This is a genomic window from Pseudomonas gingeri (assembly GCF_013386165.1).
Classification (GTDB): domain Bacteria; phylum Pseudomonadota; class Gammaproteobacteria; order Pseudomonadales; family Pseudomonadaceae; genus Aquipseudomonas; species Aquipseudomonas gingeri_C.
In genome coordinates this window covers 328,723-352,286 of the sequence record NZ_JACAOS010000003.1, presented here as the reverse complement: position 1 = coordinate 352,286, position 23,564 = coordinate 328,723, and the positions used below count along the sequence as shown (strand labels likewise).

Genomic DNA, 23,564 nt, shown 5'->3' with positions numbered 1-23,564 from the left:
CGCGCAATGGAAAAACAGAGCAGCGAGCTTCGTGCCGAAATCAGAGAACAAGGCAGCGAATTTCGCTGCGCAATGGAAAAACAGAGCCATGAGTTCTGGATGGCGATGGAAAAGCAAAGCCACGAGCTTCGTAACGAGATCAAGGATCAAGGCAATGAGCTACGGGTAGCCATCAAAGCGCAGGAAACGGCAATGAACAAAATCGGGGAAAAACATGACAATGCTATTCAGATGCTCGGCGTCAAACTAGAGGCCTCCAATGTCAAATTAGAGGCCTCCAATAAAGAGAACGAATCGAAATTCAAGCTCGTGAATTGGCAGTTCGGTATTATCATCGTCGCTTTAGTGCTCCCACTGACTAAAACAGCCTTCGACTACATCGCTGGCAAATAACGTTTGGTTGACCGCGATAGCGCGTCAGAAAACGTGCTCCGCCACGCCAGGGGACTCGTTCCCATCAAGCCCCACCCCACAGCCAGGAACCGCAATGTCCACCCTCAGCTTTCGTAATGCCCTGCCGTCGGACGCTTCACGCTGCTATCAAATCGAGTCGTGTGCATACGAAGGTGACGAAGCCGCGACCCTGGAGAAGATCACGACGCGCATCGCCCAGTACCCACAGGGTTTTCTGATTCTGGAGGATGGCGGTGAGGTCATCGGTTTCATCAACAGTGGCTGCGCCCACGAGGTGGTGATGTCTGATGAGGCCTTCAAGGAACTGGTGGGGCATTCAGCCGATGCGCCGAACGTGGTGATCATGTCCGTGGTCCTCGACCCCGCGCAGCAGGGCAAAGGCCACTCCACGCGGATGATGCGCGAGTTCGTCCAGCGCATGCAGGCGCTGGACAAGAAAACCATCCACTTGATGTGCAAGGAGCAGCACGTGGCGCTGTATGAGCGCATGGGCTATCGCTACGTTCAGCCCTCGCCGTCCGACCACGGTGGAATGGCGTGGCATGAGATGGTCATGGCGCTCTAACACCCACTCGCCGCTGCCTGAAGTCGGGCATCAGAAACGTGGTTTGAGCGCTCTCCAGTCCGGCTTGTAACGCCGCATCTGTTTCACATCATCGCGCTGTCGGATACCGCAGGTCAGGTACTGGTCATGCAGCTTGCCGAGTTGCTCGTGATCCAACTCAAGGCCCAACCCGGGGGCGCGGGTGATTTTCACGCAGCCATCGACAATCGGCAGCTTGCCGCCCTTGATCACCTCTTCATCCGGTTCCTGCCAGGGGTAATGCGTGTCGCAGGCGTAATCGAGGTTGGGCACCGAGGCCGCGACATGGGCCATGGCCATCAGGCTGATCCCCAAGTGCGAATTGGAATGCATGGACACGCCAAGGCCAAACGTCTGGCACATTTTGGCCAGCACCTGTGTGTCCCGCAAACCGCCCCAGTAATGGTGGTCGGCGAGCACGATCTGCACGCTGTTCAAGGCAACGCTGCGGCGAAACTCTTCAAAGTCGGTGACCACCATATTGGTCGCCAGCGGCAGCCCCGTGCGTTTGTGCAGTTCGGACATGCCCTCCAGGCCCGGCGTCGGATCTTCGTAATATTGCAGGTCATCACCCAGCAATTCTGCCATGCGAATGGATGTTTCCAGGGACCAGTTGCCGTTCGGGTCGATCCGTAGCGGATAACCCGGGAACGCCTTTTTCAGCGCCTTGATGCAAGAGACCTCATGCTCCGGCTCCAGCGTGCCGGCCTTGAGCTTGATGCTCTTGAAACCATAGGTCTCGATCATGCGCCGCGCCTGGGCCACGATCTGTTCTTCGTTCAGCGCTTCTCCCCAGCTGTCCGGTCGGTAGGGTGAGTCGACATGCTCTGCGTACTTGAAAAACAGATAGGCACTGAACGGGATCTCGTCACGAATCGCACCGCCCAGCAAATCCACCAACGGTACATTCAACGAGTGTGCCTGCAAATCGAGAAAGGCCACTTCGAACGCCGAATAGGCGTTGCTCACCGCTTTACTGGCATGGGAGCCAGGCGCCAGTTCCGCGCCAGCGAGGCTGGTAGTTTTGTTCGCCGCCACGGTGGCCTGCACAATGGCTCGCAGCTGATTGAGATTGAACGGGTCGAGGCCGATCAGCTTGTCCTGGAGCTGCTGCTGGATCGCCAGTGCCGGGGCGTCGCCGTAGCTCTCCCCCAGGCCAATGTAACCATTGTCGCTCTCGACCTCGATGATCGAACGCAGGGCAAAGGGCTCGTGAATGCCGCTGGCGTTGAGCAGCGGCGGATCGCGAAAGGCAATGGGGGTGACGGTGACACGTTTAATTTTCAAGAGGCTGCTCCCTGTGGGCCTAGGCTCAAGGCTTGATGACTGATAGAGGTTTTCGGCGCCACGTTCTCGGCGGGTTTATCGGCCTGCGAGCCAAAGGTTTCGCCACGCGGTGTCGTCCGCGCGAAGAAGATCACCACCGCCGCCACCAGTGAGGTGGCAGCCAGGCCATAAAGCCCGCCTTCGATGGAACCGGTGGTCTGCTCCAGGAAACCGAATGCGGTCGGCGCGACGAAACCACCGAGGTTGCCGATGGAGTTGATCAAGGCAATCACCGCAGCGGCGATACGTGCATCCAGATAGCCTTGCGGAATCGGCCAGAACAACGCCGAGGCGGCCTTGAAACCAATCGCGGCAAAACAGATAGCGACGAACGCGAAGATCGGCCCGCCAGTGGTGGACATGAACATGCCGAACGCGGCAATCACCAAGGTCAACGACACCCAGGCCTGCTGGTGCTTCCACTGACTGGCCATGGCGGCGAAGCCATACATCGCAATGATCGAAATGAGCCACGGAATCGAGTTGAAGAGGCCGACGTGGAAGTCGCCGATGTTGCCCATTTTCCTGATCATGCTCGGCAGCCAGAAAGTGGCACCGTAAATGGTCAAGGCAATGGAGAAGTAGATGAAGCAGAACAACGCGATTTGCCTGTCCGCCAGCAGTTTGAACATCGACGGTTTGACCGTCAGCGCGGCTTCCCGGGCCTGCTGCTCCAGAGTGATCGCGCCTGTCAGCGCGGCCTTTTCTTCCGCGCTCAGCCATTTCGCTTCCCGTGGATGGGACTGCAACCAGAACCAGACAAAACCGCAGAGCACGATGGAGGCGAAACCTTCAATCAGGAACATCCACTGCCAGCCATGCAGGCTGAAACCGCTGACACTCAGCAATGCACCGGACACCGGGCCGGAAATCACCGAAGCAACGGCCGAGCCACTGAGGAAGATCGCCATGGCCTTGCCCCGCTCCGACGATGGCAGCCATTGAGTGAAGTAGTAAATGATGCCGGGAAAAAACCCCGCTTCGGCGGCGCCGAGAACGAAACGCAGCACATAGAAGCTGGTTTCACCGCGAACAAAGGCCATGGCCATGGCCGCGGCGCCCCAGGTGAACATGATACGTGTCAGCCAGACGCGCGCACCGAAGCGTTGCAGCAACATATTGGAGGGGACTTCGAATATCGCGTAACCGATGAAAAACAGCCCGGCGCCCAGGCCATAGGCCGCAGCGCCAATGCCCAGGTCGGTTTCCATATGACTGCGCACGAAGCCGATGTTGACCCGGTCGATGTAGTTGACGATGAACATCACCACGAACAGCGGCAGCACATGGCGCTTCACCTTGGCCGCGGCTCGGGCCAATACATTCGGGTCCGGCGGACTCAGCAGGGTATTCAAGGGCGACTCCCGATCATTGTTTTTTTAGGGACAAACCGATCATGGACGCCCACATTGATCCCGTCTAATCTAACTTGGCATTCGATTGATACCTGGATTAGATCAATGTTTGAACTCACGCAACTGCGCTGCTTCACCACCGTGGCGACCGAACTCAACTTCCGTCGTGCCGCCGAACGGCTGAACATGACGCAACCGCCCCTCAGTCGACAGATCCAACTGTTGGAACATCACCTGGGTGTCGAGTTGTTTGCCCGCACGACGCGCAGTGTCGCCCTGACTGCCGCAGGCCGCGCCTTCTTCATCGAGGCCCAGAACCTGCTGGAGCGCGCCCAGCAAGCTGCCGTGACCGCCCGGCGTTTCGCCGAAGGGGACATCGGCTCGGTCAATATCAGCTTCGTCGGCAGTGCCGTGTATGAATTCCTGCCCAAGGTCATCGCCGAGGCGAGGCTCAAACAGCCCCACGTCAAAATCGAGCTGTCGGAAATGAACACCTACCAACAGCATGAAGCCCTACGGGCTCGCCGTATTGACCTGGGTATCGTCCGCGCGCCGTTGCTGGAGCCTGGCTACACCACCGAATGCCTGGTGCGTGAACCCTTCGTGTTGGCCGTGCCCAGCAATCATCCGCTGGCCAGTGCTGAAACCGTGTCCGTCCAGGACCTCGATGCGCAACCCTTTCTGATGTACTCCCACTCGGCCTACCCGCCCTTCAACGAACTGCTGACCGGCATGCTCCGCTCCGCCCGCGTCGCCCCGCAATACGTGCAATGGCTCGGTTCCTCGCTGACCATCCTGGCTCTGGTCAACGCCGGAATGGGCTTGGCCCTGGTGCCGCGTTGCGCCACCAGCGTGGTGTTCAAGAACGTGGTGTTTCGTACCATCGACCTGGGTGAAGGCGTGCAAAGCGAGTTGCATTTGATCTGGCGCGAGAACAATGACAACCCGGCGTTTGCAATGCTGCTGGAGGGGATTCGAAAAGCGGCGCACGATGGCTGGGGAGCATGAGCGCCGGGTTTTATTGAGCAGCAGCTGATGGACTCAGCGCCAGTGATTCGTTCGAAAACACCTGCGCATCGGTGAATTTCTCCACGTCGACTCGATGGGGAAAGATCTTCTTCTCGACGAACAGATCATCGACCTGCTGCAACGCCTGAACATCCCGCGGCTCGACCGGCAACAACGACTCGTCGCCCCAACTGCGCAGCCTTTGCGAGACCTCAAGCGAAACATCGTTGGCCTTGGCGAAGGCCCGGGCGTACTCGTCGGGGTTTTGCCGGGCCCATTCGAAGGCCTTGGCGAAACGCTGCAGCACATCGCTAAGGGCCTTGCGCTTGAGCGGGTCAGCCAGGACTTCATCGGAAGCGGTGATAAACGTCAGCCCGGTGTTGATGCCTTCGCCAGTGATCAGCACCCGGGCCCCCTGCTGCTCGGCGAACGCCTGATAGATACCGAACGTGGCCCACGCTTCGATCTTCCTGGCATTGAACGCCGACAAAGCGTCGGTCGGCAGGACAAAACCGACGTTGACGTCCTTCTCGGCCACACCGGCATTGGCCAAGGCACGAATCAACAGGTATTGGGAAATGCTGCCGCGAGCCGACGACACCACCACGTTGCGACCCTTCAGATCCACCACGCTGTGAATAGGCGAATCCGGTGGGACGAGGATGGCGATCCCCCTGGATTGACTACGCCGCACCGCGACGATGCGCAAAGGCGCGCCGCCGGTTGCAGCCGCGAGCACTGGCGTATCGCCGGCCGGGGCCAAGTCGACAGCCCCGGCACGCAAGGCCTCGAACAACGGCGCGGCCCCCTGGAAGTTCGCCCACTGGACCTTGTAGTGGATGCCCTCCAGCGCATTGGCCGCCTCGACCACCGTGCGCAAACCCTTGGCTTGATCACCCAGTATCAGCGTGACACCGGACAAGTCGGCTTGGGCACTGGCTTTGGACTCGACAGCATCGCCGCAGCCGCTGAGTAACAACGCGGCGCCCGACACCAGCAACAACGCGGATCTCCAGAAGCGAATCGGTCGGTTCAATGCCTCAACCATGGGCAAAACGCCGAACGCTGCCGTGGGTGGCCTGACGTTCGCCCAGCGCTGCGGTTTCCACCTCAACCCCCAAGAGGCTCAACAGCCGTGCACGAATCGCCTGAAAACCGTCCTGCCCGGTGTCACGGGCGCGCGGCAGGTCGATGGTCAACTGTTCGGCGATCTTGCCGTTGGCCAGCACGATTACCCTATCCGCCAACAGGATGGCTTCGTCCACGTCGTGAGTGACCAGCAGCACCGCCGGTGTGTGTTTACGCCATAACTCGATGATCAGCCGATGCATGCGAATCCGGGTCAAGGCATCGAGTGCGGCGAACGGCTCATCGAGCAACAACAACTTCGGCTCACGCACCAAGCCACGGGCCAACGCTACCCGCTGCGCTTCACCGCCGGAGAGTGTTGCCGGGTAGGCCTCCAGTCGGTGGGCCAGCCCGACTTCCGTCAGAGCCTGCACCGCTCGCGCCTTCGCATCCGGGACGCGCAGCCCGAGGATCACGTTCTTCCAGGCGCGTTTCCACGGCATCAACCGAGGCTCCTGGAACACCGCCGCGCGCGCCTTGGGCACCCGCAACTGGCCGCTGTCGATGCTATCGAGACCGGCCAGGCTGCGCAGCAAGGTGGTTTTGCCGGAACCACTGGCCCCGAGCAAAGCGACGAACTCGCCCGGTGCGATGTCCAGGTCCAGACCATCGATGACCCGTTGCTGACCAAACTGGCGTACCACGTTGCGCAGTTGTACCGGCGCCGTTTTCGACGCGTCCGAAAGTTCGATAGTCGACATGTCAGTTCCTCACAAAAGATGGGCGCCAGGCCAAGGAAAAACGCTCGAGCGTGCGGATCACGCCGTCGATCAGTAAACCGAGGACGCTGTAAATCAGCAGGCAGATGACGATGACGTCGGTGCGCATGAAGTCCCGCGCATCGCTGGCCAAAAAGCCGATGCCGGCGGTGGTGTTGATCTGCTCGACAAACACCAGGGCCAGCCAGGAAATCCCCAGCGAATAACGCAGGCCGACAAAAAATGAAGGCAAGGAGCCCGGCAGGATCACGTGCCAGATCAACTCGCGACGATTCAGGCCGAGGGTGTTGGCGGCCTCGATCAGTTTGGGGTCGATATTGCGAATACCGGCGAACAGGTTCAAATACACCGGGAAGATCGTGCCGGTGACGATCAGCGCGATTTTGGTGAACTCGCCAATGCCGAACCAGAGGATGAACAACGGCACCAACGCCAGGGAAGGAATAGTGCGCAGCATCTGCATCGGCGAATCGAGGATCACTTCACCACGCTTCGAAAGGCCGGTGATCAGCGCCGCGACCACGCCAATGCTGACGCCGATACTCAACCCCAGCAGCGCACGCTGAAGTGATACCCAGAGATGCTTACCCAGCTCGCCGGACACAATCATCGCCCAGAGCGTGCCACCAATCTGCGACGGTGCGGCGATAACCCGTTGCGGAATCAAGCCGAAGCGCGACGCCAACTCCCACAACAACAGCAAGGCAATCGGGCTGAGCAAACGCAGAAGGACTTCAGGTGTTCGCCAATTTCTCAGCCCGTCGGGGATCAACCGCGAAACACCTCGGCCATCAGCCGCCTTGTCGACAGAAAACGAGTTACTGGCACCCTGCGCATCGAACGTCTTTTCGGTCATCAGGCTTCCTTCCTCATCAAGAACATGGCTTCGGATTCATGCTATTCGCATAAAAAACCTCAGTGAAATTCTTTTTGGGAATAACCTAATATGATTGGAATTTAGATAGAGAACAGACCAGATAAATTATTTGCATAATAAAAGCCTCCAGCCCGCGCCCTTCGCCGCCTGCACCTCGATCCCGGGTTAAAATGCGTATTTCTGATATAATAATTTTATTATAATTCGTTAAATTAATAATTAACTTAGAACAAAACGGCATTTCACAGCCCTGCCCGCTACGCCTACTTTCGGTACCACGGACCGACCCCCTGCCAGGTGGAGGCTTGCACCACGCCCATCCCACAAGACAAGGAACTGACCATGAGCATTGAATTTATCGGTTACATCGGCGGCCATCATTCCTCGGAAATCCACCCTCGTAGCGGTCCGGTGTTGCAGCCCGAGTATGTGGAGACCGTCGCCCGCGCCCACGACGAGGCCGGTTTCGACCGTGCCCTGGTGGCGTTCCACTCCAACAGTCCGGACAGCACGCTGATCGCCTCCCATGCCGCCAGCGTGACCAAGAACCTGAAGTTCCTCATCGCCCATCGGCCGGGTTTTGCCGCACCGACCCTGGCCGCGCGGCAATTCACCACCCTCGATGTCTTCAATGGCGGACGCACCGCCGTGCACATCATTACCGGCGGCGATGACCGTGAGCTGCGGGCTGATGGCAGCTACATCGGCAAGGACGAGCGTTATGCCCGCACCGATGAATACCTCGATGTGCTGCGCCAGGAATGGACCCGCGACAAGCCCTTCGACTATCAGGGCAAGTACTACCAGGTCGAGGGCGCGCACTCGTCGGTGAAGTCGCCGCAACAGCCGCACATCCCGCTGTATTTTGGCGGCTCATCGGCGGCGGCCATCGCGGTGGCGGGCAAACATGCGGACGTCTATGCGCTGTGGGGCGAAACCTACGAACAAGTGCGCGAAGTGGTGAACCAGGTACGCGCTGAGGCGGCCAAGCATGGGCGTAGCATTCGTTTCAGCCTGTCGTTGCGACCGATTCTGGCGGACACCGAAGCCCAGGCCTGGGAGCGTGCCGAGCGCATCCTGCAACAGGCCACGGCCCTGGCCGAACAGAATGGTTTTGTCCGTCGCGAGCCACCGAACGAGGGTTCTCGGCGTTTACTGGCCGCCGCTGCCCAAGGTTCGCGGCTGGACAAGCGCCTCTGGACGGGCATCGCCGGCCTGCTCGGCGCACAGGGCAACTCGACCTCGCTGGTCGGCACCCCGGAACAAGTGGCCGAAGCCCTGCTCGACTACTACGACCTGGGCATTACCACCTTCCTGATCCGCGGCTTCGACCCGCTCGATGACGCCATCGACTATGGCAAACGCCTGATTCCGCTGACCCGTCAGCTGGTGGCCGAGCGTGAACGCCAGGCGGCGGAAAAAGTGGCGTGAAGTTCAGCACTTTGTCCCGATGACAATCGATAGTGAAAGAGGGGCTTACCTTGCGGTCAGCCCCTCTTTCTCATCCCGACTGACGATCAATCTTTATAAGCCGTGTCACTGCGCTCCAACTGGCGGATCAGGGCATTCCAGTGCCGTGCAACACCTGGCCCGTCACCACTTTTGAACACCTCGGCCTGCTTCTCGACCTTGGCCACTACTTCGGCCGGCGGGAAGATCAACTCGGCGTTGCCGCCGGCCTGTGCCGCAATCTGAATGTTGCAGGCACGCTCCAGGCTCAGCAGTTGCTGGAACGCATGCTCAACGCTGACACCGGCCGTCAGCAGTCCGTGGTTGCGCAGGATCAACACACTTTTATCGCCCAGATCCGCCACCAGCCGTTCACGCTCGTCCAGGTCCAGGGCGATGCCCTCGTAACCGTGATAGGCCACCCGACCGGAAAAACCGATGGAGTGCTGGGAGATGGGCAACAGCCCGTCGCGTTGCGCCGAAACTGCGATGCCGTCGCGGGTATGGGTATGCAGGACCGCTTGCAGATCGGGACGCGCGCCGTGAATGGCGCTGTGGATCACGTAACCGGCGTAGTTGATGCCCAGGCCGGTGGGGTCGTCGACAATCGTACCGTCGATGTCGACCTTGACCAGGTTGGAAGCGCTGATTTCATCGAACAACAGCCCGAAGGCATTGATCAGGAAATGCTCCTCCGGCCCCGGCACCCGTGCGGAAAAGTGCGTGTAAATGTGATCGGTCCACTTGAACAAGGCCGCCAGCCGGTAGGCTGCCGCCAGTTTGACCCGCACCTCCCACTCTTCAGGCGTGACACGCTGGCGAATATTTTTCGAGACACTGGATAACGGACTGACACTGCTCATGGCAACACTTCCTGGATGGCCTGAAGAATCTCCAGCCAGCCTATGGGAAGTCAAAAAATAATAAAAAGCACATTTTAATCTAAGCTAATTATTATTATTTTTTATGTCTTGCCCGCCCGATCATGCCGCGTTCCTGATCTTCTGCAACGATCCGGCGACCCGTTTGCCAAAGGCGTCGACCGGCCCCTGCAGGTTGCCGAGAAAGCGCGGATAGATCAGCCACAGGTCCATCACCGGTTTGAAATCCTTCAGCGGCATGGCCGCCAACTGGTCGAAATGAGCACTGCGCTCGAGCAATGGACGCGGCACCAGCCCCAGGCCCAAGCCATCGGCGACCAGACCCAGTTGCAACTCGGTACCAAAGGTTTCCAGATTGACCCGCAAGGCCAGGCCCTGGTCCGACAGCGTGCGCTGCAAACCGGCGCGGAAACCGCAGCCGTCGGGGTTGAGAATCCAGCCACTCTGGTAAACGTCGGCGAGCTTGCACGGACGCTTGGGCAATTGCGCCTTGGCGCAGACCACCACCAATTCCATCTTGCCGATGGATTCGCCGACGATGTTGTCCGGGAATATCTTGCCCGCCGGGAACAACGCCGCCGCCGCGTCCAGTTCACCGCGCTCGATCTTGCCGACCAGTTGACTGCCCCACCCCGTCGCCACCTGGGCGCGCAATTCGGGATACTCGAGGCGCAGATGCTTGAGGGCATCGAGCAGCACCACATCGCCAATGGTTTGCGGAACGCCCAGGCGCAGCAACCCGGTAGGCGGTGCATCGGTCGCCACCAATTCGCGCAAGGCGTCCATTTCCCGCAGGATCAAACGGCACTGTTCATACACCCGGGTACCGATCAAAGTAGGCTTGAGCGGCTTGGTGTTGCGGTCGAACAACTCGACGCCCAACGCCTGCTCGAAGTTCTGCACGCGCCGGGTAATGGCCGGCTGGGTCAATTGCAGGGACTCGGCCGCATGGCTGATGGACTGGCAACGAATCACCTCGACGAAGGCATCGATATCATCAATTTTCATTTGGCCCGCACATAGAGAACAGTCAATAAGATGTCTGAAAAGCATAGTGATATTGTTGGAACCTGGATAGCCCGAAGCGGCCCGGCGCCCCTATCGATAACGTCTAACGCTATTCAATCGGCTTCTAAATTCCTTTCAGCTATAACCTAATCATTAAAAAATAGCATATTAAGCACGATCATTATGCTTATATATTTAAAACAACCTTCGAAACGAATGAGGGAATCGCCATGACCCAGGCCCGACACCCGGAGAGACTCAGAGCATTCATAGGCGCCCTGGCGGAACTGATCGACAGCCATCCTCGCGAGGGTGACCTGTTGCATCGCGGCGGCAAGCTGCTCGGCCAACTGGTCAGCCATGACGACTGGTTGCCTGAGGACTTTGCCCGCCCCGACCCCGAGCGTTATCAGCAATACCTGCTGCATGCCGATTCACGGCAGCGCTTCAGTGTCGTCAGTTTTGTCTGGGGGCCGGGGCAACGCACGCCCATCCACGATCATCGGGTCTGGGGCCTGATCGGCATGTTACGCGGCGCGGAATATTCCCAAGGCTTTGCACGCCAGGCCGACGGCACCTTGCTGGCCGAAGGCAAGCGGATACAGCTGCAACCGGGTCAGGTCGAGGCGGTGTCGCCCAAGATCGGCGACATTCACCAGGTCAGTAACGCCTTCGATGACCTGGTCTCCATCAGCATCCATGTCTATGGCGCCAATATCGGTGCGGTGCGCCGCGCGGTGTACCAGCCCGATGGCAGCGAGAAACTATTTATCTCCGGTTATTCCAACGCCTTTCTCCCCAACATCTGGGATCTGTCCAAAGAGAGCCAAGCCCTATGAGCCCGAGCCCTGTCAAACCCGTACCGACCCGCGCCTTCGCCGAAATCCGGGAGGCGCTGCTGGACCACGAAGAACTGGCACTCGTGGATGTACGTGAAGAAGCGCCCTTCGCTGAGGCGCATCCCTTGTTCGCGGCCAACATCCCCTTGTCCAAGCTCGAACTTGAGGTGTACTCACGGATTCCACGGCTCGATACCGCAGTGACGGTCTACGACAACGGTGAAGGCCTCGCACAGCTCGCCGCCCAGCGCTTGCAAGACTTGGGCTACCTGAATGTCAGCTTGCTGGAAGGTGGCCTGGACGGTTGGCGGCGTGCCGGTGGCGAGCTGTTTATCGACGTCAACGTGCCGAGCAAAGCTTTTGGTGAATTGGTGGAAAGCCAGCGTCATACACCGTCGCTGGCGGCCGAGGAAGTTCAGGCGCTGCTCGACAGCGAGGCCGACGTCGTCGTGCTCGACGCCCGGCGTTTCGATGAATACCAGACCATGAGCATTCCCACCAGCATCAGCGTACCGGGGGCGGAGTTGGTCTTGCGCGCCCGGGAGCTGGCACCGGACCCGGCGACGCGGATCATCGTCAACTGTGCCGGGCGCACCCGCAGCATCATCGGCACCCAGTCGTTGATCAACGCCGGGATTGCCAACCCGGTTTCAGCCCTGCGCAACGGCACCATCGGCTGGACCCTGGCCGGCCAGGCCCTGCAACACGGCCAGTCGCGCCGGTTCGCACCGACCAGCGAGGCCCATCGACAAATCGCCGCCGGAGATGCCCGTCGCGTCGCCGACAAGGCCCGGGTAGGACGCGCGACCCTGGCCGACCTGCAACGCTGGCAACAGGAACCGACCCGCAGCACCTACCTGTTCGACGTGCGCACCCCGGAAGAATTCGAAGCGGGCCACCTGCCCGCCTCCCGCGCCACACCCGGCGGCCAACTGGTCCAGGAAACCGACCACTTCGCCAGCGTGCGCGGTGCGCGCCTGGTGCTGGTGGATGACGAGGGCGTGCGCGCCAACATGTCGGCTTCCTGGCTATCGCAGCTGGGTTGGGAGGTGCATGTACTGGATGACCTGCAGCCTGCGCACTTCAGTGAAAAAGGCGCCTGGCAGGCACCCGTCCCGGCGCCCCGGCAGGCCGAGGAAATCAGCCCTGAGACCCTGGCCGAATGGCTGGCCCTGGGTGACAGCCTGGTGCTGGATTTCACCACCAGCGCCAATTACGTCAAACGCCATATCCCCGGCGCCTGGTGGGTACTGCGCGGACAATTGCGCGAAGCCCTGGCCAACCTGCCGACCACCCAACGCTACGTGCTGACCTGTGGCAGCAGCCAGCTGGCGCGGCTGGCGGTGGCCGATGTCGAGGCCCTGACCGGCAAACCGGTGTTCCTGCTCAAAGGCGGCACGGCCAGCTGGATCGCCGCGCAACAGCCCCTGGAAGAAGGTGAAACACACCTGGCGTCACCGCGCATCGACCGCTATCGCCGCCCTTATGAAGGCACTGATAACCCCCGTGAAGCGATGCAAGCCTATCTGGACTGGGAGTTTGGATTGGTGGCCCAACTGGCCCGAGACGCCACCCATGGCTTTTTCGTGATCTGAGCCCCGCAAGCTTCTGCACCGAATGCCGGGCAGCGCCGTTTCATACCCCTGACGTTGAACTCAGTCCGACCCCTTTCTCCAGGCGGAGGTAACACGAAGCATCAAGCCCCGCCTGGAGCACACCGCTATGCGCTTTACCCAACCGTTCAAACATCTGTTGATCGCCACCGCCCTCACCTTCGGCGCGGCCAGTCACGCCGCCGACCTGAAACCGCTGTTGGTGGCCAATCAGAAATCGACGATCAAGGTACTCCTGGAGGTCTCCGGTGAACTGAAGGATGTGCCCTACGACATCCAGTTCTCCGAGTTTCCCGCCGCCGCACCCTTAGGCGAGGCGTTGAACGCCGGTGCGGTGGACATCGGCGCCCTGGGCGATGCGCCTTACGTGTTCGCCCTCGGCGCCGGTGCGCCGCTCAAAGTGGTCAGCATCGTGCATGCCGAGGGTCGCTACACCACGGCCATCCTCGCGCCCAAGGATTCGCCGCTGAACAACGCCAGCGACCTCAAGGGCAAACGGATCGTCACCACCCGTGGCTCCATCGGCCACTTCCTGGCGATCAAAGCCCTGCGCAGCGTCGGCCTGAGCACCGCCGACGTGCAGTTCATCTACCTGCTGCCCAGTGAGTCACGCATCCTGCTGGATAACGGCAGTGCCGATGCCTGGTCGACCTGGGACCCTTACACCACCATTGCCACCACCCAGAGCCAGGCCAAGGTCCTGGTCAGCGGTGACACCTTGCTGACCAACCATCTGTACTTCGCCGCCACCCGCCAGGCGATCACCGACAAACGCTCGCAACTGGACGACTTCGTCGCCCGGGTCGACCGCGCCTACCGCTGGGCCAACGCCCACCCCGAGGAATATGCCGCCGCCCAGGCCAAGGTCACCGGCCTGCCGTTGGCCGTGCACATCGCTGTGGCCAAGGCCACCCACATGCAACCGGTGGCGATTGACGACGCGGTGATCAGCGGCCTGCAAACCACGGCAGACATCTATCAGGAAGAAGGCATCCTGAACCGACACATCGACGTCTCCCAAGGCTTCGACAAGAGCTTCAACGCCAAACGTGCCCCACTCAGCCAGGCATCGCGCTAATTCAGGAGTAGAACCATGAGCAAACCTGGCATGAACCCACCTATCAATCGCCCGCAGGGGCACTTCAACCGGCGCGGCTTTCTGACCGCCAGTTCGATCGCCGCCGGAGCGCTGGGGCTGTCCGCCCTGGGCTTGGCCTCGCGTGTATTCGCGCAAAACACACCGCTCTCGGACCTGACCCTGGGGGTCGCCACCTACCGTGGCCAGGAGTCGTATTTCATCGAGGAGGCCGGCACCGCCCATCCACCCTACAAAGTCGACTATGCGGAATTTGCCGGCGGCAACCTGATCGTCGAAGCACTGGCCTCGGGCAGCCTGGATATCGGCTCCATGAGCGAGATCCCGCCGATCTTTTCGATCCAGAGCCATCGCCAGCCACGGCTGATCGCGGTGATACAGGGCGATGTGAACAACCAGGTGTTCCTGATTCCCAAGGATTCGAAACTCGAGTCGATCGGACAGTTGCGCGGTAAACGGGTCGGTTACGTGCGCTCCACCACCTCGCACTACTTTCTGATCAAGGCCTTGAAGGAACAGGGCCTGAGCATGAACGACATCACCGCGGTGGCGCTCACGCCGCAAGACGGTTTCAGTGCCTTCCAGAGCGGCCAGCTCGATGCCTGGGTGATCTATGGCGTGTTTATCCAGCTGGCCAAATTCCGCAGTGGCGCCCGGGTGCTGAAAACCGCCCTGGGTTATCTGTCCGGCAACTATCTGATGGCGGCGCGCCCCGCCGCCCTGGAAGACCCGCTGCGCAAGCAGGCGGTTCAGGACTACTTGCAGCGCATGGCGCGCACGCTGGAGTGGATCAACAACAACCCCGAACCCTGGGCCGTCAAATCGGCGCAACTGCTGGGGGTCGACAAAGCCGTGTTTCTCGACATGTACACCAACCGCAGCCAGCCGTGGAAAGTCATCGAAGTCAACGAGCAGGCCATCGCTTCGCAGCAGGAAGTCGCCGACCTGTTCTTCGGCGCCGGCGTGTTGAGCGAACGGCTCGATGTCAGCCCCTTGTGGGACAAGAACTTCCGGCTGCTGCCGCTATGAGCCGATTCCCGGCCTTTTTGATCGAGTGAGTCCACCATGAGCCTATCTTCCCAACACCTGCCCTTGCTGCGCTCGGTCGAGGCAGCCCATTTCGATGGGTTGCTGGAAAACCTCGGCGAACAACTGGCCGCCACGGCGCACCTGTATGACGAGAGTGGGGCCTTTCCCCATGACAATTTCAGGCTGCTGCATGAGCACGGCCTGGTGGCGCTGACCGTGCCCAAAGCCCTCGGCGGTGGCGGCGCGAACCTGGCCCAGGCGCGCAAGGCCATCAGCGCCATTGCCAAGGGCGAGCCCTCGACGGCGTTGATTCTGGTGATGCAGTACCTCCAGCACACGCGCTTGCAGGACAGCAAAAACTGGCCCGAAGCGCTGCGCCTGCAAGTGGCTGGCGACGCCGTCCAACACGGCGCCTTGATCAATGCGCTGCGGGTTGAACCCGACCTCGGCACCCCGGCCCGTGGCGGTCTGCCGGCCACCGTTGCCAGACGCACCGCCGCCGGCTGGCGGATCAGTGGCCGCAAAATCTACTCCACCGGCAGCCATGGCCTGACGTGGTTCAGCGTCTGGGCCCGCAGCACCGACGAAGACCCGCTGGTCGGTGCCTGGCTGGTACACAAGGACACACCCGGTATCAGCATCATCGACGCCTGGGACCATCTGGGCATGCGCGCCACCTGCAGCCACGAAGTGCTGTTCGACAACGTTCTGGTGCCGCTGGATCACGCCGTCAGCGTCAGCCCCTGGAGCGCGCCGCAGGCCGAGCTTGATGGCGACGGGTTCCTCTGGATGGCGGTGCTGTTGTCGTCGGTTTACGACGGCATCGCCCAGGCCGCCCGCGACTGGCTGGTGGACTGGCTGGAGCAACGCAAGCCGTCCAACCTCGGCGCGCCCCTCTCGACCCTGCCGCGTTTCCAGGAAACCGTCGGCCACATCGACACCTTGCTGTTCGCCAACCGCAGCCTGCTGGAGGCCGCCGCCGAGGGGCACACGTCGAGCAGTCACGCCGCCCAACTGAAATACCTGGTGACCGGCAACGCCATCCGCGCCGTCGAGCTGGCCATCGAGGCGTCCGGCAACCCCGGCCTGTCACGCCACAACCCACTGCAACGACACTACCGCGACGTGCTCTGCAGTCGCGTTCACACACCGCAGAACGATGCCGTGCTGCAAGGTGTCGGCAAAGCGGTCTTCGCCCAACGCCAGCAAAAGGAACGCCCATGAGCCAGCTTGTGATTGCCAGCCAATTGGATGAAGCGTTCAACGAGGTGATCCGCCAGCGCCTCGCACAATCGCACCCCGGCACCCGCGTCATCGGCGTACCGACCGGGGTGCCCAGCGACCTGGCGCCCGAGGTCAGTATTCTGCTGGCACGGCCGATCAATGTGCGTGGCTACCTGGCACCGGACACCCCACCGCCGGGTTGGCCCTATGCTTTGAAATGGATTCAGGTGGTGTCCTCCGGCATCGACTTCTACCCCAAATGGCTGTTCAACGGCCCACCGCTGAGCACTTCACGGGGTAGCGCCGCCGAGAACATCGCCGAGTTCGCCCTGGCGGCCATTTTCGCCGCTGCCAAGCGCCTGCCGGACATCTGGGTGCATGACTCGCAATGGAATTTCACCGCACTGACGCCGCTCAAGGGCAGCACCCTGGGGATTCTCGGCTTTGGCGCCATCGGTCGCAGCCTGGCGGCCAAGGCCCATGCCCTGGGCATCAAGGTGCTGGCGTTGCGGCAGAGCCCGACACCGTTCGAGGTTGACGGCGTCGAGGCCGCGCGGGATATCCATGAGCTGTTTGCCCGCGCCGATCACCTCGTGCTGGCCGCCCCCCTGACCAGCGCAACCCGGCATATCGTCAACCGTGACGTGCTCGCCAGCGCCAAGCCCGGCCTGCATCTGCTCAACATCGCCCGTGGTGGCCTGCTCGACCATGACGCGTTGCTCGAAGCACTGGAGCGCGGAACCATCGGCCTCGCCTCGCTGGATGTCACCGAGCCCGAACCACTCCCGGATGGGCACCCACTCTACTCCCATCCACGGGTTCGCCTGTCACCGCATACCTCGGCGATTTCCAGCAACAGTGGTCACGAAATTGCCGACAGCTTCCTGGCCAATCTCGAACGTTTCCTCAACGGTTTGGCCCCGGAGAACCTGGCGAACGTACAACGCGGGTATTAGCCACTCCTGATCGACTCAAACCACCGCCGCCATGGCTTTGCGAGCATGGCCCCGGCAACGCTTTGCCCAAAAAAACATAACGACATCAGCACTGCTGTCACACACCAGGGGATCACCATGCACAACATGTTCAGTTCAAACCGCTTGACGCTGGCCGTATCGTTGGCGCTGTTCGGGTTGTCGGCCCACGCCGACGAAGACACCCAGGAGGGTGCCCTCCCCGTGGTCACGGTCACGGCCGAACACCACGCCGAGGACTTGCAAAAGACCCCGCTGGCGATCTCCGCGTTCGACGAAAAAGCCCTTGAAGACAAGCAGATCAAAAGCGTCCGCGACCTCTCCGGGCAAGTGCCGAACCTGTCGCTGAGTCGCCAGTCGATCTCCTACAGCGCACAGACCTACGGTATTCGCGGCATCGGTGAGACCGATCCGATCCAGGAGTCTGCCGTCGCGGTCTACGCCGATGACCTGTACATCCCCCGGGCGATTTCCTCGATGCTTGATTTCAACGACGTCGAACGCGTGGAAGTGTTGCGCGGCCCCCAGGGCACCCTCTATGGGCGTAACAGCAGCGCCGGGGCGATCCGCGTGATCACCCGCGATCCGACCCAGGAAACCCGCGGTTTCTTCGAACTCGGCGCCGGCAACTACGACGCGCAGAACGCCCGCCTGCTGATCAGCGGCCCGCTGGTGGACAACGCCTTGTTCGGCAGTTTTTCGGCGATTCGCCTGAGCCGCGATGGCACCGTCTCCGACCCGACCCGCGGCAAGGACGTGAACAACATCGACATACAGTCCTACCGCGGCAAGCTGCGCTTCAATCCCATCGATTCACCGTGGGATGTGCAACTGACCCTGGCTGGCACCTTCGACCGTGGCGACACCACCAGCTACACACCCTTTGATGCCAACGGCCACTTCGACAAATTCACCAGTTACAGCAGCCTCGATCCGAAGAACCGCCTCGATCAGGGCAGTTCGGTGCTGCGCGCCCTCTATACGATCGATGACCACTTGAACTTCAAATCGGTGACCGCCTATTCCGCGTTCAACCAACCCGTGGACTATGACAACTCGGGACAGGCCGCGCTGATTCAGCAGAACCTGATCACCTATAACCAGAACTACGCCACCCAGGAATTCCAGCTCAACGGCAACTACGACGACTTCAGCTTCAGCACCGGCCTGTACCTGTACCGCGAAAAATTCGAAGCCGACCGCGACAGCCTGACCTACTCGATTGCGCGCAACCTGGTGATCGGCCAAGGCCAATACAGCACCACCAACACCGAGAGCTACGCCTTGTATGGCCAGGGCAGTTACAAGATCACCCCCAAACTGTCGCTGATCGCCGGGCTGCGCTTTACCCGTGAGCACAAGGGCTTCGACTACACCAACTACGCCATCAACACCAACCGGCAGATCACCGGTATCAACTTCAATGCCGAGGCGAGCAAGTCCTGGCAGTCCACCAGCCCGAAAATCGGCTTCGAATACGCCTGGACAGCGCATCTGAATCAGTACGCCTACGTCGCCAAAGGCTTCAAGGCCGGCGGCTACGACAACCGCGCGCCGACCCTCGCCGCTGCCGAACAGGCCTTCTCACCGGAAGACGTCACCACCTGGGAAACCGGCTTCAAAGGTGACTTCTTTGACCAACGCCTGCGGGCCAACGTCGCCTTGTTCTACAACGACTACAAGGACCTGCAGACCAACGCCTACGACCCGGCGCTGGGCGTGAGCCTGCGGACCAACGTCGGTCGGGCGCACACCTACGGCGTCGAGCTGGAAACCCTGACCGCGCTGACGAGCGACCTGCAACTGAGCGCCAACCTCGGCTACCTGCAAAGCAAGTACGACGATTTCCAAAATGCCGGTGGTGCCGGGGTCGATGCCGACGGTAAACAGCTGGTGTACTCGCCCCGCTGGAACGCCAGTGTCGGCCTCAACTACACCATCCCGATCGGCCTGCCCGGCACCTTGCAGGCCGGTACCGACGCGCAGTTCCAGACCAGGTCCTACGCCAACGCGCTGAACGACGACATCCAGGAAATCCCGACACAAACCTTCTGGAACGCCCACACCAGCTACGTCACCGGCGACGGTCACTGGACCACCACGCTGTCGGTGAAAAACCTGCTCGACCGGGCCTATCCGCAAGCGGTGGGCTACGTGCCGTCCAGTGGCGCGCGCTACTACTCGATCAACGACCCTCGAACGCTGTTGTTGTCGGTGCGTTACGACCTCTGAACGTTTTTTTTGAACAGGCGCTTGCCCTCCTCCGTCAACGCCACGAGGCGGCTTCGGGCGTCAGAGGGTGAGGGCCTGACTATGGCACTTCCAGCTTCGCGCCCGAGCCGGTAACCTCGGTAGGTTACCAACTGTGTAGTACCGATATGGACATCAATCTTCTGAGCGAATCCATGCTTGGCCACTGGTCCATATCTGCTGGTGTCCAGCAATGTGAATTCCAGTTTGGTCGCCTGTTGATCTACGTCCAGCACCCGCACAACGAACCACCTGCCACCAGGCTCGCCGCCGCACAGCGCGAAGTCCAGGCCGCGTGGGATGACCTGCCCCATGCCATCGCGTTTGCCGAGAAACACTGCAAAACACAGATGCCCGAACTGATGCGGTTGTACGAAACCCATATGCCCGGCAAGTCTCCCCTGCTGGTGTATTCGATTCACTTCAATATGGGCAGCCCTTATCCCAGCTACTACATTGCCCGGAATCATGATTTCGATTGGGGCCGCGTACTGGTCGATGAGGATGAGCAAGGCCTGGAGCGTGACGTTTGCGTGGCTCAGTTTGAGCCAGAGGATAACTTTTGGGTCAGCGTCAAGCGTGTGGGCTTTCAGCAATTCGAGCTTTAGCATTGAGCCAAGGCTGGTTATCACTCCCTTCTCCTTGCAGGAATGACTCAAGGATCCGATCGACGGTGGTTTCAAGGGCATGATGTGACCCATGAAAGATGACGCCTACACGCTGTTCATGCGCTTCCAGACACCCGCCCCTGGCATTGGCCCACGGGAACAGGTGCCAATGCTTGCCCAGGAGCAAGCCTGGGCGCGCGAGCGCGCGTCCATGCATCGCTTCAGCTGGATCGAAGTGCTGTTGCCGCCGTTGTGCTTTGGCCCCGTGCTGACGGGGATGGTGTTTTTCCTTGGCTTGCTGCTCTACCGAGCGTTATTCGCTGCTGACCAGGATATCGACCGGATTGCCGGGGACTCCTTTGGCTGGCTTGTACTCGCGACGTTGCTGTTCACGGCGGCTTGGGGGCTGCGCAACTACTGGCGTGATACACGCGACCCAACCAGACGCTACTGGCAGCCCATGCCGGACCAAGGGCTGGTCGAGCTTGAGCGTCATACCTTGGTGTCTGGCATCAGCCTGTGGTCCTCCGATTACGATCCGGACTGCAACACCCTTATGCAATGGACAAACGGCAAGCTGGAATGCGTACAGGACAGTGGCGTATCGCAATGGGTGCTGGCCAAGACCACGATAGGCCACTGGCTGGTGCTCAAGGAGCAGTATCCGGGAAGCTTCAGCTACGAGCGGATTGGAAAAAAGCCGGCGTTGGAGAAGCAGATGAAGCCCTGCCAGGAACTGGCGATTGCCTTTGCGCCTGGCACGAATCTCCCCCTGGGCCGGCGTTTCAGTGGGGCACCGGTAGCATTGGTGGATTCTTCATATTGGTTGTCTGCCGATGAGCTCAAGCGCCTTGTCGAGGTTGCGCACCACTGGACATTTTTTCCTCCAGATCGATATGGCGTGATCAATGATCAGGATACAGAGTGGTTACAACGTTTAGTGAATGGGGCACAAGTTGATGCCGAGGGTTAAGGAACATCAATCGGCCAAAAGCGGGCCTTGCGCTGAACCGGCAGGGCAAGACTGCCCCTCGCTTTCGGTCACTTCCAAAACCCAGAAGAGCCAGTCACCGTGATGCGAAGCAAACGTTCGTAACTTCTGAAAAAATGAAGGAAGAAGAGAACTCGTCGTAAGCTCGCAATAAATACCTGCCCGTTTTCTGGGCATCATTCGGGAATACGTATGACAAAAAAAATACTCGAAGAGCGGGGGTTGTTCTGGTGGCACGATGATCCTCTGCCGGCGAATCAATTTGCCCCGGACAGTTGCGTTGTTGGCACTCTGACCATTGAAGAGAACGGTGCGGCATATCTTGAACTGGATGGCTATTTCGCAAGCAGCGAAGGCGGTCCTATGGCGGGCATTGGGGAGCAGGAACAGCAATTCCCGTTGGAGAAAGCCATCCAAGGAACGCTCAAGGCTAGTGGCCGAAACGTTTTGTTGCTAGGTCTGCGACGACATGGGGGGCAGTTTAGATCCAACGGCATTTCGCACGAGGGGTTCGCCGCCTCGCATTGCCTTGTGACGGATAGATCGTTTCCTCCGGCCACACGCCCGCTCCAATTTAGCGCGCTTGACGTCGAGCTAACTGGCCTGGAAGAGTGGTTGCGGCTGGGAAATATCGAGGTCAAACGAACCCGACAAAATATCTCGACCAAACATAGGGTGCCCAAGGCCGATATCCATGAGTTGGACGACGGCACTTTGACGATGCGTTACGACATCACTGGTCCGTGGCCTGGAAAGTTCGTGCATCGCACGGACAAGCTCAATCTCGTGGAAAGCGTGAACCTTCGGATCAAGCCGAAGCGGGCGCGCACGCTGCTCGAAATGCGAGAGGAATATGCGCGGTTGCAGGAGCTATTTATCCTGCTAACGGGAACGACATTTTCGTTGGAATGGCCGCGGTTGATCATCGGGAAGATGGCCTACCATTATTATTATGAAGGGTTCGAGCGATCAACCAAAGCTCCGACGTGGGACGAATGCTGGGTCAATTACATTCAGGTGAAGAGCAACTTCGGTTCGATTGTGACGGCGCTGCGCCGTAAGCGGGAGGAATTCGGGCCGGGGTTCTATCTCTATCTGGGCATCCGACGCGGAATGAAAATGTATGTCGAGCACCGATTTGTGAACCTGATCTGGGGGCTTGAGTCATTGCACCGCCGGAAGAACAAAGACAAGGCGAAGGAAACCAATCTCGATGCCAAGATCCAGCGGATACTGGATCAAATCAGCGGCAGCGATGATAAGCGATGGCTCAAAGGCCAACTGAAACACGCGGGCGAACCGTCGCTGAAAGAACGACTGATGGACGTCCTTTCCGCACTACCACTCGGCTTCGAGCGCAAGCAGATGGAGGTCTTTTGCAAATCTTGCGCCGACCGTCGGAACGACATGTCGCATTTCGGCGGTCAGCGGGAGGGTAGCGATTACCGGGAATTCATGTTCGACCTCGTGAAGAAATCCGAGGCTCTCTCGTATCTTTATCACGCTGTGTTATTACACGAAATTGGTGTGGATGCCACCTTGATCAAGGCAAGCCTTTTGGAAAATGGACCGAATGCGTATCTCCCGAAATATGCGTTCCGAGAGGTTGGATTGCTGCCGGTGGGCAAGGGGGATGGTTCGGAGTTGGATGGGTAAGTCATGGCCGATTACTGCATGTCGCGACGGGCAGAAACGTCCCAAAGGAGACCTTCACCTACTTTCTATTTTCTAAGCCGAAAATCTGCTGTTCAGACGAGCCGCCAAGCTCTCCGAACACGAGTTCCACTTTTGTTGTCGGTTTTTGTAAAAAAAGCAGGTTTTGGAAATGCGGCAGGAGCAGTGCAAATAGCGCCTTGGCATCTGAACCTCGAAAAACAGCATCACAGCCCCCCATCGATTGCCATGTCATCGCTATCGAATTCTCCTACCCCGCTCCGAGCAAGCTGTGGCCGCAATTCTTCAATAAACGTACACCAAGGAATAATGTCCCCGATGGCATGTGTGAAGTGAAGGACTAGATGTTGCATCGGGTACTCCTAAATGTCTGCTTCTGGCCCAGAGTCAGAGTGCGTAAAAACACCAACCGTGCGATGGCCACCGGGAAATCGAGGACAGGCCACGATTTTCATGATTGAACGTAAACGTGGTTTGTCCCCGATTCCTCTGGTCTATTCGGGAGCAGTGTGTCGGGA

General features: G+C 59.8%; 21 protein-coding genes and 1 pseudogene. 14 read left to right on the top strand and 8 right to left on the bottom strand.

Going from position 1 to position 23,564, the window contains the following annotated elements; genetic code table 11:
* Window positions 1–393: pseudogene (locus HX866_RS06120) on the top strand (hypothetical protein); the annotation flags it as partial.
* 94 nt (window positions 394–487) lie between these two features.
* Window positions 488–979, top strand: coding sequence for a GNAT family N-acetyltransferase (locus tag HX866_RS06115; RefSeq protein WP_177091889.1), 492 nt, complete (start codon window positions 488–490; stop codon window positions 977–979).
* 30 nt (window positions 980–1,009) lie between these two features.
* Here HX866_RS06115 and HX866_RS06110 read toward each other — a convergent pair whose 3' ends face one another.
* Complete coding sequence (locus tag HX866_RS06110) at window positions 1,010–2,284, bottom strand: glucarate dehydratase family protein (RefSeq protein ID WP_177125951.1); 1,275 nt, start codon at window positions 2,282–2,284, stop codon at window positions 1,010–1,012.
* Window positions 2,281–3,678 (bottom strand): MFS transporter, encoded by a 1,398-nt coding sequence (locus HX866_RS06105; RefSeq protein WP_177138539.1) that lies wholly within the window; start codon window positions 3,676–3,678, stop codon window positions 2,281–2,283. The genes HX866_RS06110 and HX866_RS06105 overlap by 4 nt, the downstream gene beginning before the upstream one ends.
* A 105-nt stretch (window positions 3,679–3,783) precedes the next feature.
* Here HX866_RS06105 and HX866_RS06100 point away from each other — a divergent pair, with 105 nt between their 5' ends.
* Window positions 3,784–4,686: a LysR substrate-binding domain-containing protein gene (locus tag HX866_RS06100; RefSeq protein WP_177138538.1), complete on the top strand. Its 903-nt coding sequence runs from the start codon at window positions 3,784–3,786 to the stop codon at window positions 4,684–4,686.
* A 10-nt stretch (window positions 4,687–4,696) separates the two neighbouring features.
* Here the strand turns inward: HX866_RS06100 and HX866_RS06095 are convergent, their stop codons facing one another.
* The 3 genes from HX866_RS06095 to HX866_RS06085 are packed head-to-tail and all read right to left on the bottom strand — an operon-like array spanning window position 4,697 to window position 7,389.
* On the bottom strand, window positions 4,697–5,734 hold the full coding sequence (locus tag HX866_RS06095; RefSeq protein ID WP_177138537.1) for an ABC transporter substrate-binding protein: 1,038 nt from the start codon (window positions 5,732–5,734) through the stop codon (window positions 4,697–4,699).
* Complete coding sequence (locus tag HX866_RS06090) at window positions 5,727–6,515, bottom strand: ABC transporter ATP-binding protein (protein ID WP_177138536.1); 789 nt, start codon at window positions 6,513–6,515, stop codon at window positions 5,727–5,729. Before HX866_RS06090 ends, HX866_RS06095 begins: the two co-directional genes overlap by 8 nt.
* Window position 6,516: 1 nt before the next feature.
* Complete coding sequence (locus HX866_RS06085; protein ID WP_177138535.1) at window positions 6,517–7,389, bottom strand: ABC transporter permease; 873 nt, start codon at window positions 7,387–7,389, stop codon at window positions 6,517–6,519.
* Window positions 7,390–7,752: 363 nt separating this feature from the next.
* Between HX866_RS06085 and HX866_RS06080 the strand changes: the two genes are divergently transcribed.
* A complete protein-coding gene (locus tag HX866_RS06080) occupies window positions 7,753–8,841 on the top strand; it encodes an LLM class flavin-dependent oxidoreductase (RefSeq protein ID WP_177138534.1) in 1,089 nt (362 codons plus the stop codon).
* 86 nt (window positions 8,842–8,927) lie between these two features.
* Here HX866_RS06080 and HX866_RS06075 read toward each other — a convergent pair whose 3' ends face one another.
* Complete coding sequence (locus tag HX866_RS06075; RefSeq protein WP_177138533.1) at window positions 8,928–9,722, bottom strand: class II aldolase/adducin family protein; 795 nt, start codon at window positions 9,720–9,722, stop codon at window positions 8,928–8,930.
* A gap of 120 nt (window positions 9,723–9,842) precedes the next feature.
* Window positions 9,843–10,748, bottom strand: coding sequence for a LysR family transcriptional regulator (locus HX866_RS06070; protein ID WP_177138532.1), 906 nt, complete (start codon window positions 10,746–10,748; stop codon window positions 9,843–9,845).
* 230 nt (window positions 10,749–10,978) lie between these two features.
* Here HX866_RS06070 and HX866_RS06065 point away from each other — a divergent pair, with 230 nt between their 5' ends.
* The 10 genes from HX866_RS06065 to HX866_RS06020 all read left to right on the top strand — a co-directional run bounded on the left by HX866_RS06065 (window position 10,979) and on the right by HX866_RS06020 (window position 23,028).
* Window positions 10,979–11,587, top strand: a complete 609-nt coding sequence (locus tag HX866_RS06065) for a cysteine dioxygenase (RefSeq protein WP_177138531.1) — start codon at window positions 10,979–10,981, stop codon at window positions 11,585–11,587.
* The gene (locus HX866_RS06060) at window positions 11,584–13,182 is read left to right on the top strand and encodes a rhodanese homology domain-containing protein (protein ID WP_177138528.1); all 1,599 of its coding nucleotides are present in this window, start codon (window positions 11,584–11,586) and stop codon (window positions 13,180–13,182) included. Before HX866_RS06065 ends, HX866_RS06060 begins: the two co-directional genes overlap by 4 nt.
* Before the next feature lie 127 nt (window positions 13,183–13,309).
* Complete coding sequence (locus HX866_RS06055) at window positions 13,310–14,278, top strand: ABC transporter substrate-binding protein (protein ID WP_177138526.1); 969 nt, start codon at window positions 13,310–13,312, stop codon at window positions 14,276–14,278.
* A 15-nt stretch (window positions 14,279–14,293) separates the two neighbouring features.
* Window positions 14,294–15,325, top strand: a complete 1,032-nt coding sequence (locus tag HX866_RS06050) for an ABC transporter substrate-binding protein (protein ID WP_256344828.1) — start codon at window positions 14,294–14,296, stop codon at window positions 15,323–15,325.
* A 36-nt stretch (window positions 15,326–15,361) separates the two neighbouring features.
* Entirely contained in the window at window positions 15,362–16,549 is a 1,188-nt protein-coding gene (locus tag HX866_RS06045; protein ID WP_177138525.1) for an acyl-CoA dehydrogenase family protein, read from the top strand.
* Complete coding sequence (locus HX866_RS06040) at window positions 16,546–17,505, top strand: D-isomer specific 2-hydroxyacid dehydrogenase family protein (protein ID WP_177138522.1); 960 nt, start codon at window positions 16,546–16,548, stop codon at window positions 17,503–17,505. The genes HX866_RS06045 and HX866_RS06040 overlap by 4 nt, the downstream gene beginning before the upstream one ends.
* Window positions 17,506–17,622: 117 nt before the next feature.
* Window positions 17,623–19,755: a TonB-dependent receptor gene (locus HX866_RS06035; RefSeq protein ID WP_177102416.1), complete on the top strand. Its 2,133-nt coding sequence runs from the start codon at window positions 17,623–17,625 to the stop codon at window positions 19,753–19,755.
* A gap of 146 nt (window positions 19,756–19,901) precedes the next feature.
* Window positions 19,902–20,381, top strand: coding sequence for a hypothetical protein (locus HX866_RS06030; protein WP_177138520.1), 480 nt, complete (start codon window positions 19,902–19,904; stop codon window positions 20,379–20,381).
* A gap of 91 nt (window positions 20,382–20,472) precedes the next feature.
* The gene (locus HX866_RS06025; RefSeq protein WP_177138518.1) at window positions 20,473–21,354 is read left to right on the top strand and encodes a hypothetical protein; all 882 of its coding nucleotides are present in this window, start codon (window positions 20,473–20,475) and stop codon (window positions 21,352–21,354) included.
* Window positions 21,355–21,564: 210 nt separating this feature from the next.
* Window positions 21,565–23,028: a HEPN domain-containing protein gene (locus tag HX866_RS06020; RefSeq protein WP_177138516.1), complete on the top strand. Its 1,464-nt coding sequence runs from the start codon at window positions 21,565–21,567 to the stop codon at window positions 23,026–23,028.
* Window positions 23,029–23,086: 58 nt separating this feature from the next.
* Here the strand turns inward: HX866_RS06020 and HX866_RS06015 are convergent, their stop codons facing one another.
* Window positions 23,087–23,281: a hypothetical protein gene (locus HX866_RS06015; RefSeq protein WP_177138514.1), complete on the bottom strand. Its 195-nt coding sequence runs from the start codon at window positions 23,279–23,281 to the stop codon at window positions 23,087–23,089.
* Window positions 23,282–23,564: the final 283 nt, after the last annotated feature.

Bases quoted from the DNA above. Each gene is read 5' to 3' on its own strand.
- HX866_RS06085 (WP_177138535.1), bottom strand. From the start codon at position 7,389: ATGACCGAAAAGACGTTCGATGCGCAGGGTGCCAGTAACTCGTTTTCT.
- HX866_RS06045 (WP_177138525.1), top strand. From the start codon at position 15,362: ATGAGCCTATCTTCCCAACACCTGCCCTTGCTGCGCTCGGTCGAGGCA.
- HX866_RS06040 (WP_177138522.1), top strand. From the start codon at position 16,546: ATGAGCCAGCTTGTGATTGCCAGCCAATTGGATGAAGCGTTCAACGAG.
- HX866_RS06035 (WP_177102416.1), top strand. From the start codon at position 17,623: ATGCACAACATGTTCAGTTCAAACCGCTTGACGCTGGCCGTATCGTTG.
- HX866_RS06055 (WP_177138526.1), top strand. From the start codon at position 13,310: ATGCGCTTTACCCAACCGTTCAAACATCTGTTGATCGCCACCGCCCTC.
- HX866_RS06025 (WP_177138518.1), top strand. From the start codon at position 20,473: ATGAAAGATGACGCCTACACGCTGTTCATGCGCTTCCAGACACCCGCC.
- HX866_RS06060 (WP_177138528.1), top strand. From the start codon at position 11,584: ATGAGCCCGAGCCCTGTCAAACCCGTACCGACCCGCGCCTTCGCCGAA.
- HX866_RS06115 (WP_177091889.1), top strand. From the start codon at position 488: ATGTCCACCCTCAGCTTTCGTAATGCCCTGCCGTCGGACGCTTCACGC.
- HX866_RS06080 (WP_177138534.1), top strand. From the start codon at position 7,753: ATGAGCATTGAATTTATCGGTTACATCGGCGGCCATCATTCCTCGGAA.
- HX866_RS06015 (WP_177138514.1), bottom strand. From the start codon at position 23,281: ATGACATGGCAATCGATGGGGGGCTGTGATGCTGTTTTTCGAGGTTCA.
- HX866_RS06100 (WP_177138538.1), top strand. From the start codon at position 3,784: ATGTTTGAACTCACGCAACTGCGCTGCTTCACCACCGTGGCGACCGAA.
- HX866_RS06050 (WP_256344828.1), top strand. From the start codon at position 14,294: ATGAGCAAACCTGGCATGAACCCACCTATCAATCGCCCGCAGGGGCAC.
- HX866_RS06090 (WP_177138536.1), bottom strand. From the start codon at position 6,515: ATGTCGACTATCGAACTTTCGGACGCGTCGAAAACGGCGCCGGTACAA.
- HX866_RS06075 (WP_177138533.1), bottom strand. From the start codon at position 9,722: ATGAGCAGTGTCAGTCCGTTATCCAGTGTCTCGAAAAATATTCGCCAG.
- HX866_RS06095 (WP_177138537.1), bottom strand. From the start codon at position 5,734: ATGGTTGAGGCATTGAACCGACCGATTCGCTTCTGGAGATCCGCGTTG.
- HX866_RS06065 (WP_177138531.1), top strand. From the start codon at position 10,979: ATGACCCAGGCCCGACACCCGGAGAGACTCAGAGCATTCATAGGCGCC.
- HX866_RS06030 (WP_177138520.1), top strand. From the start codon at position 19,902: ATGGACATCAATCTTCTGAGCGAATCCATGCTTGGCCACTGGTCCATA.
- HX866_RS06020 (WP_177138516.1), top strand. From the start codon at position 21,565: ATGACAAAAAAAATACTCGAAGAGCGGGGGTTGTTCTGGTGGCACGAT.
- HX866_RS06070 (WP_177138532.1), bottom strand. From the start codon at position 10,748: ATGAAAATTGATGATATCGATGCCTTCGTCGAGGTGATTCGTTGCCAG.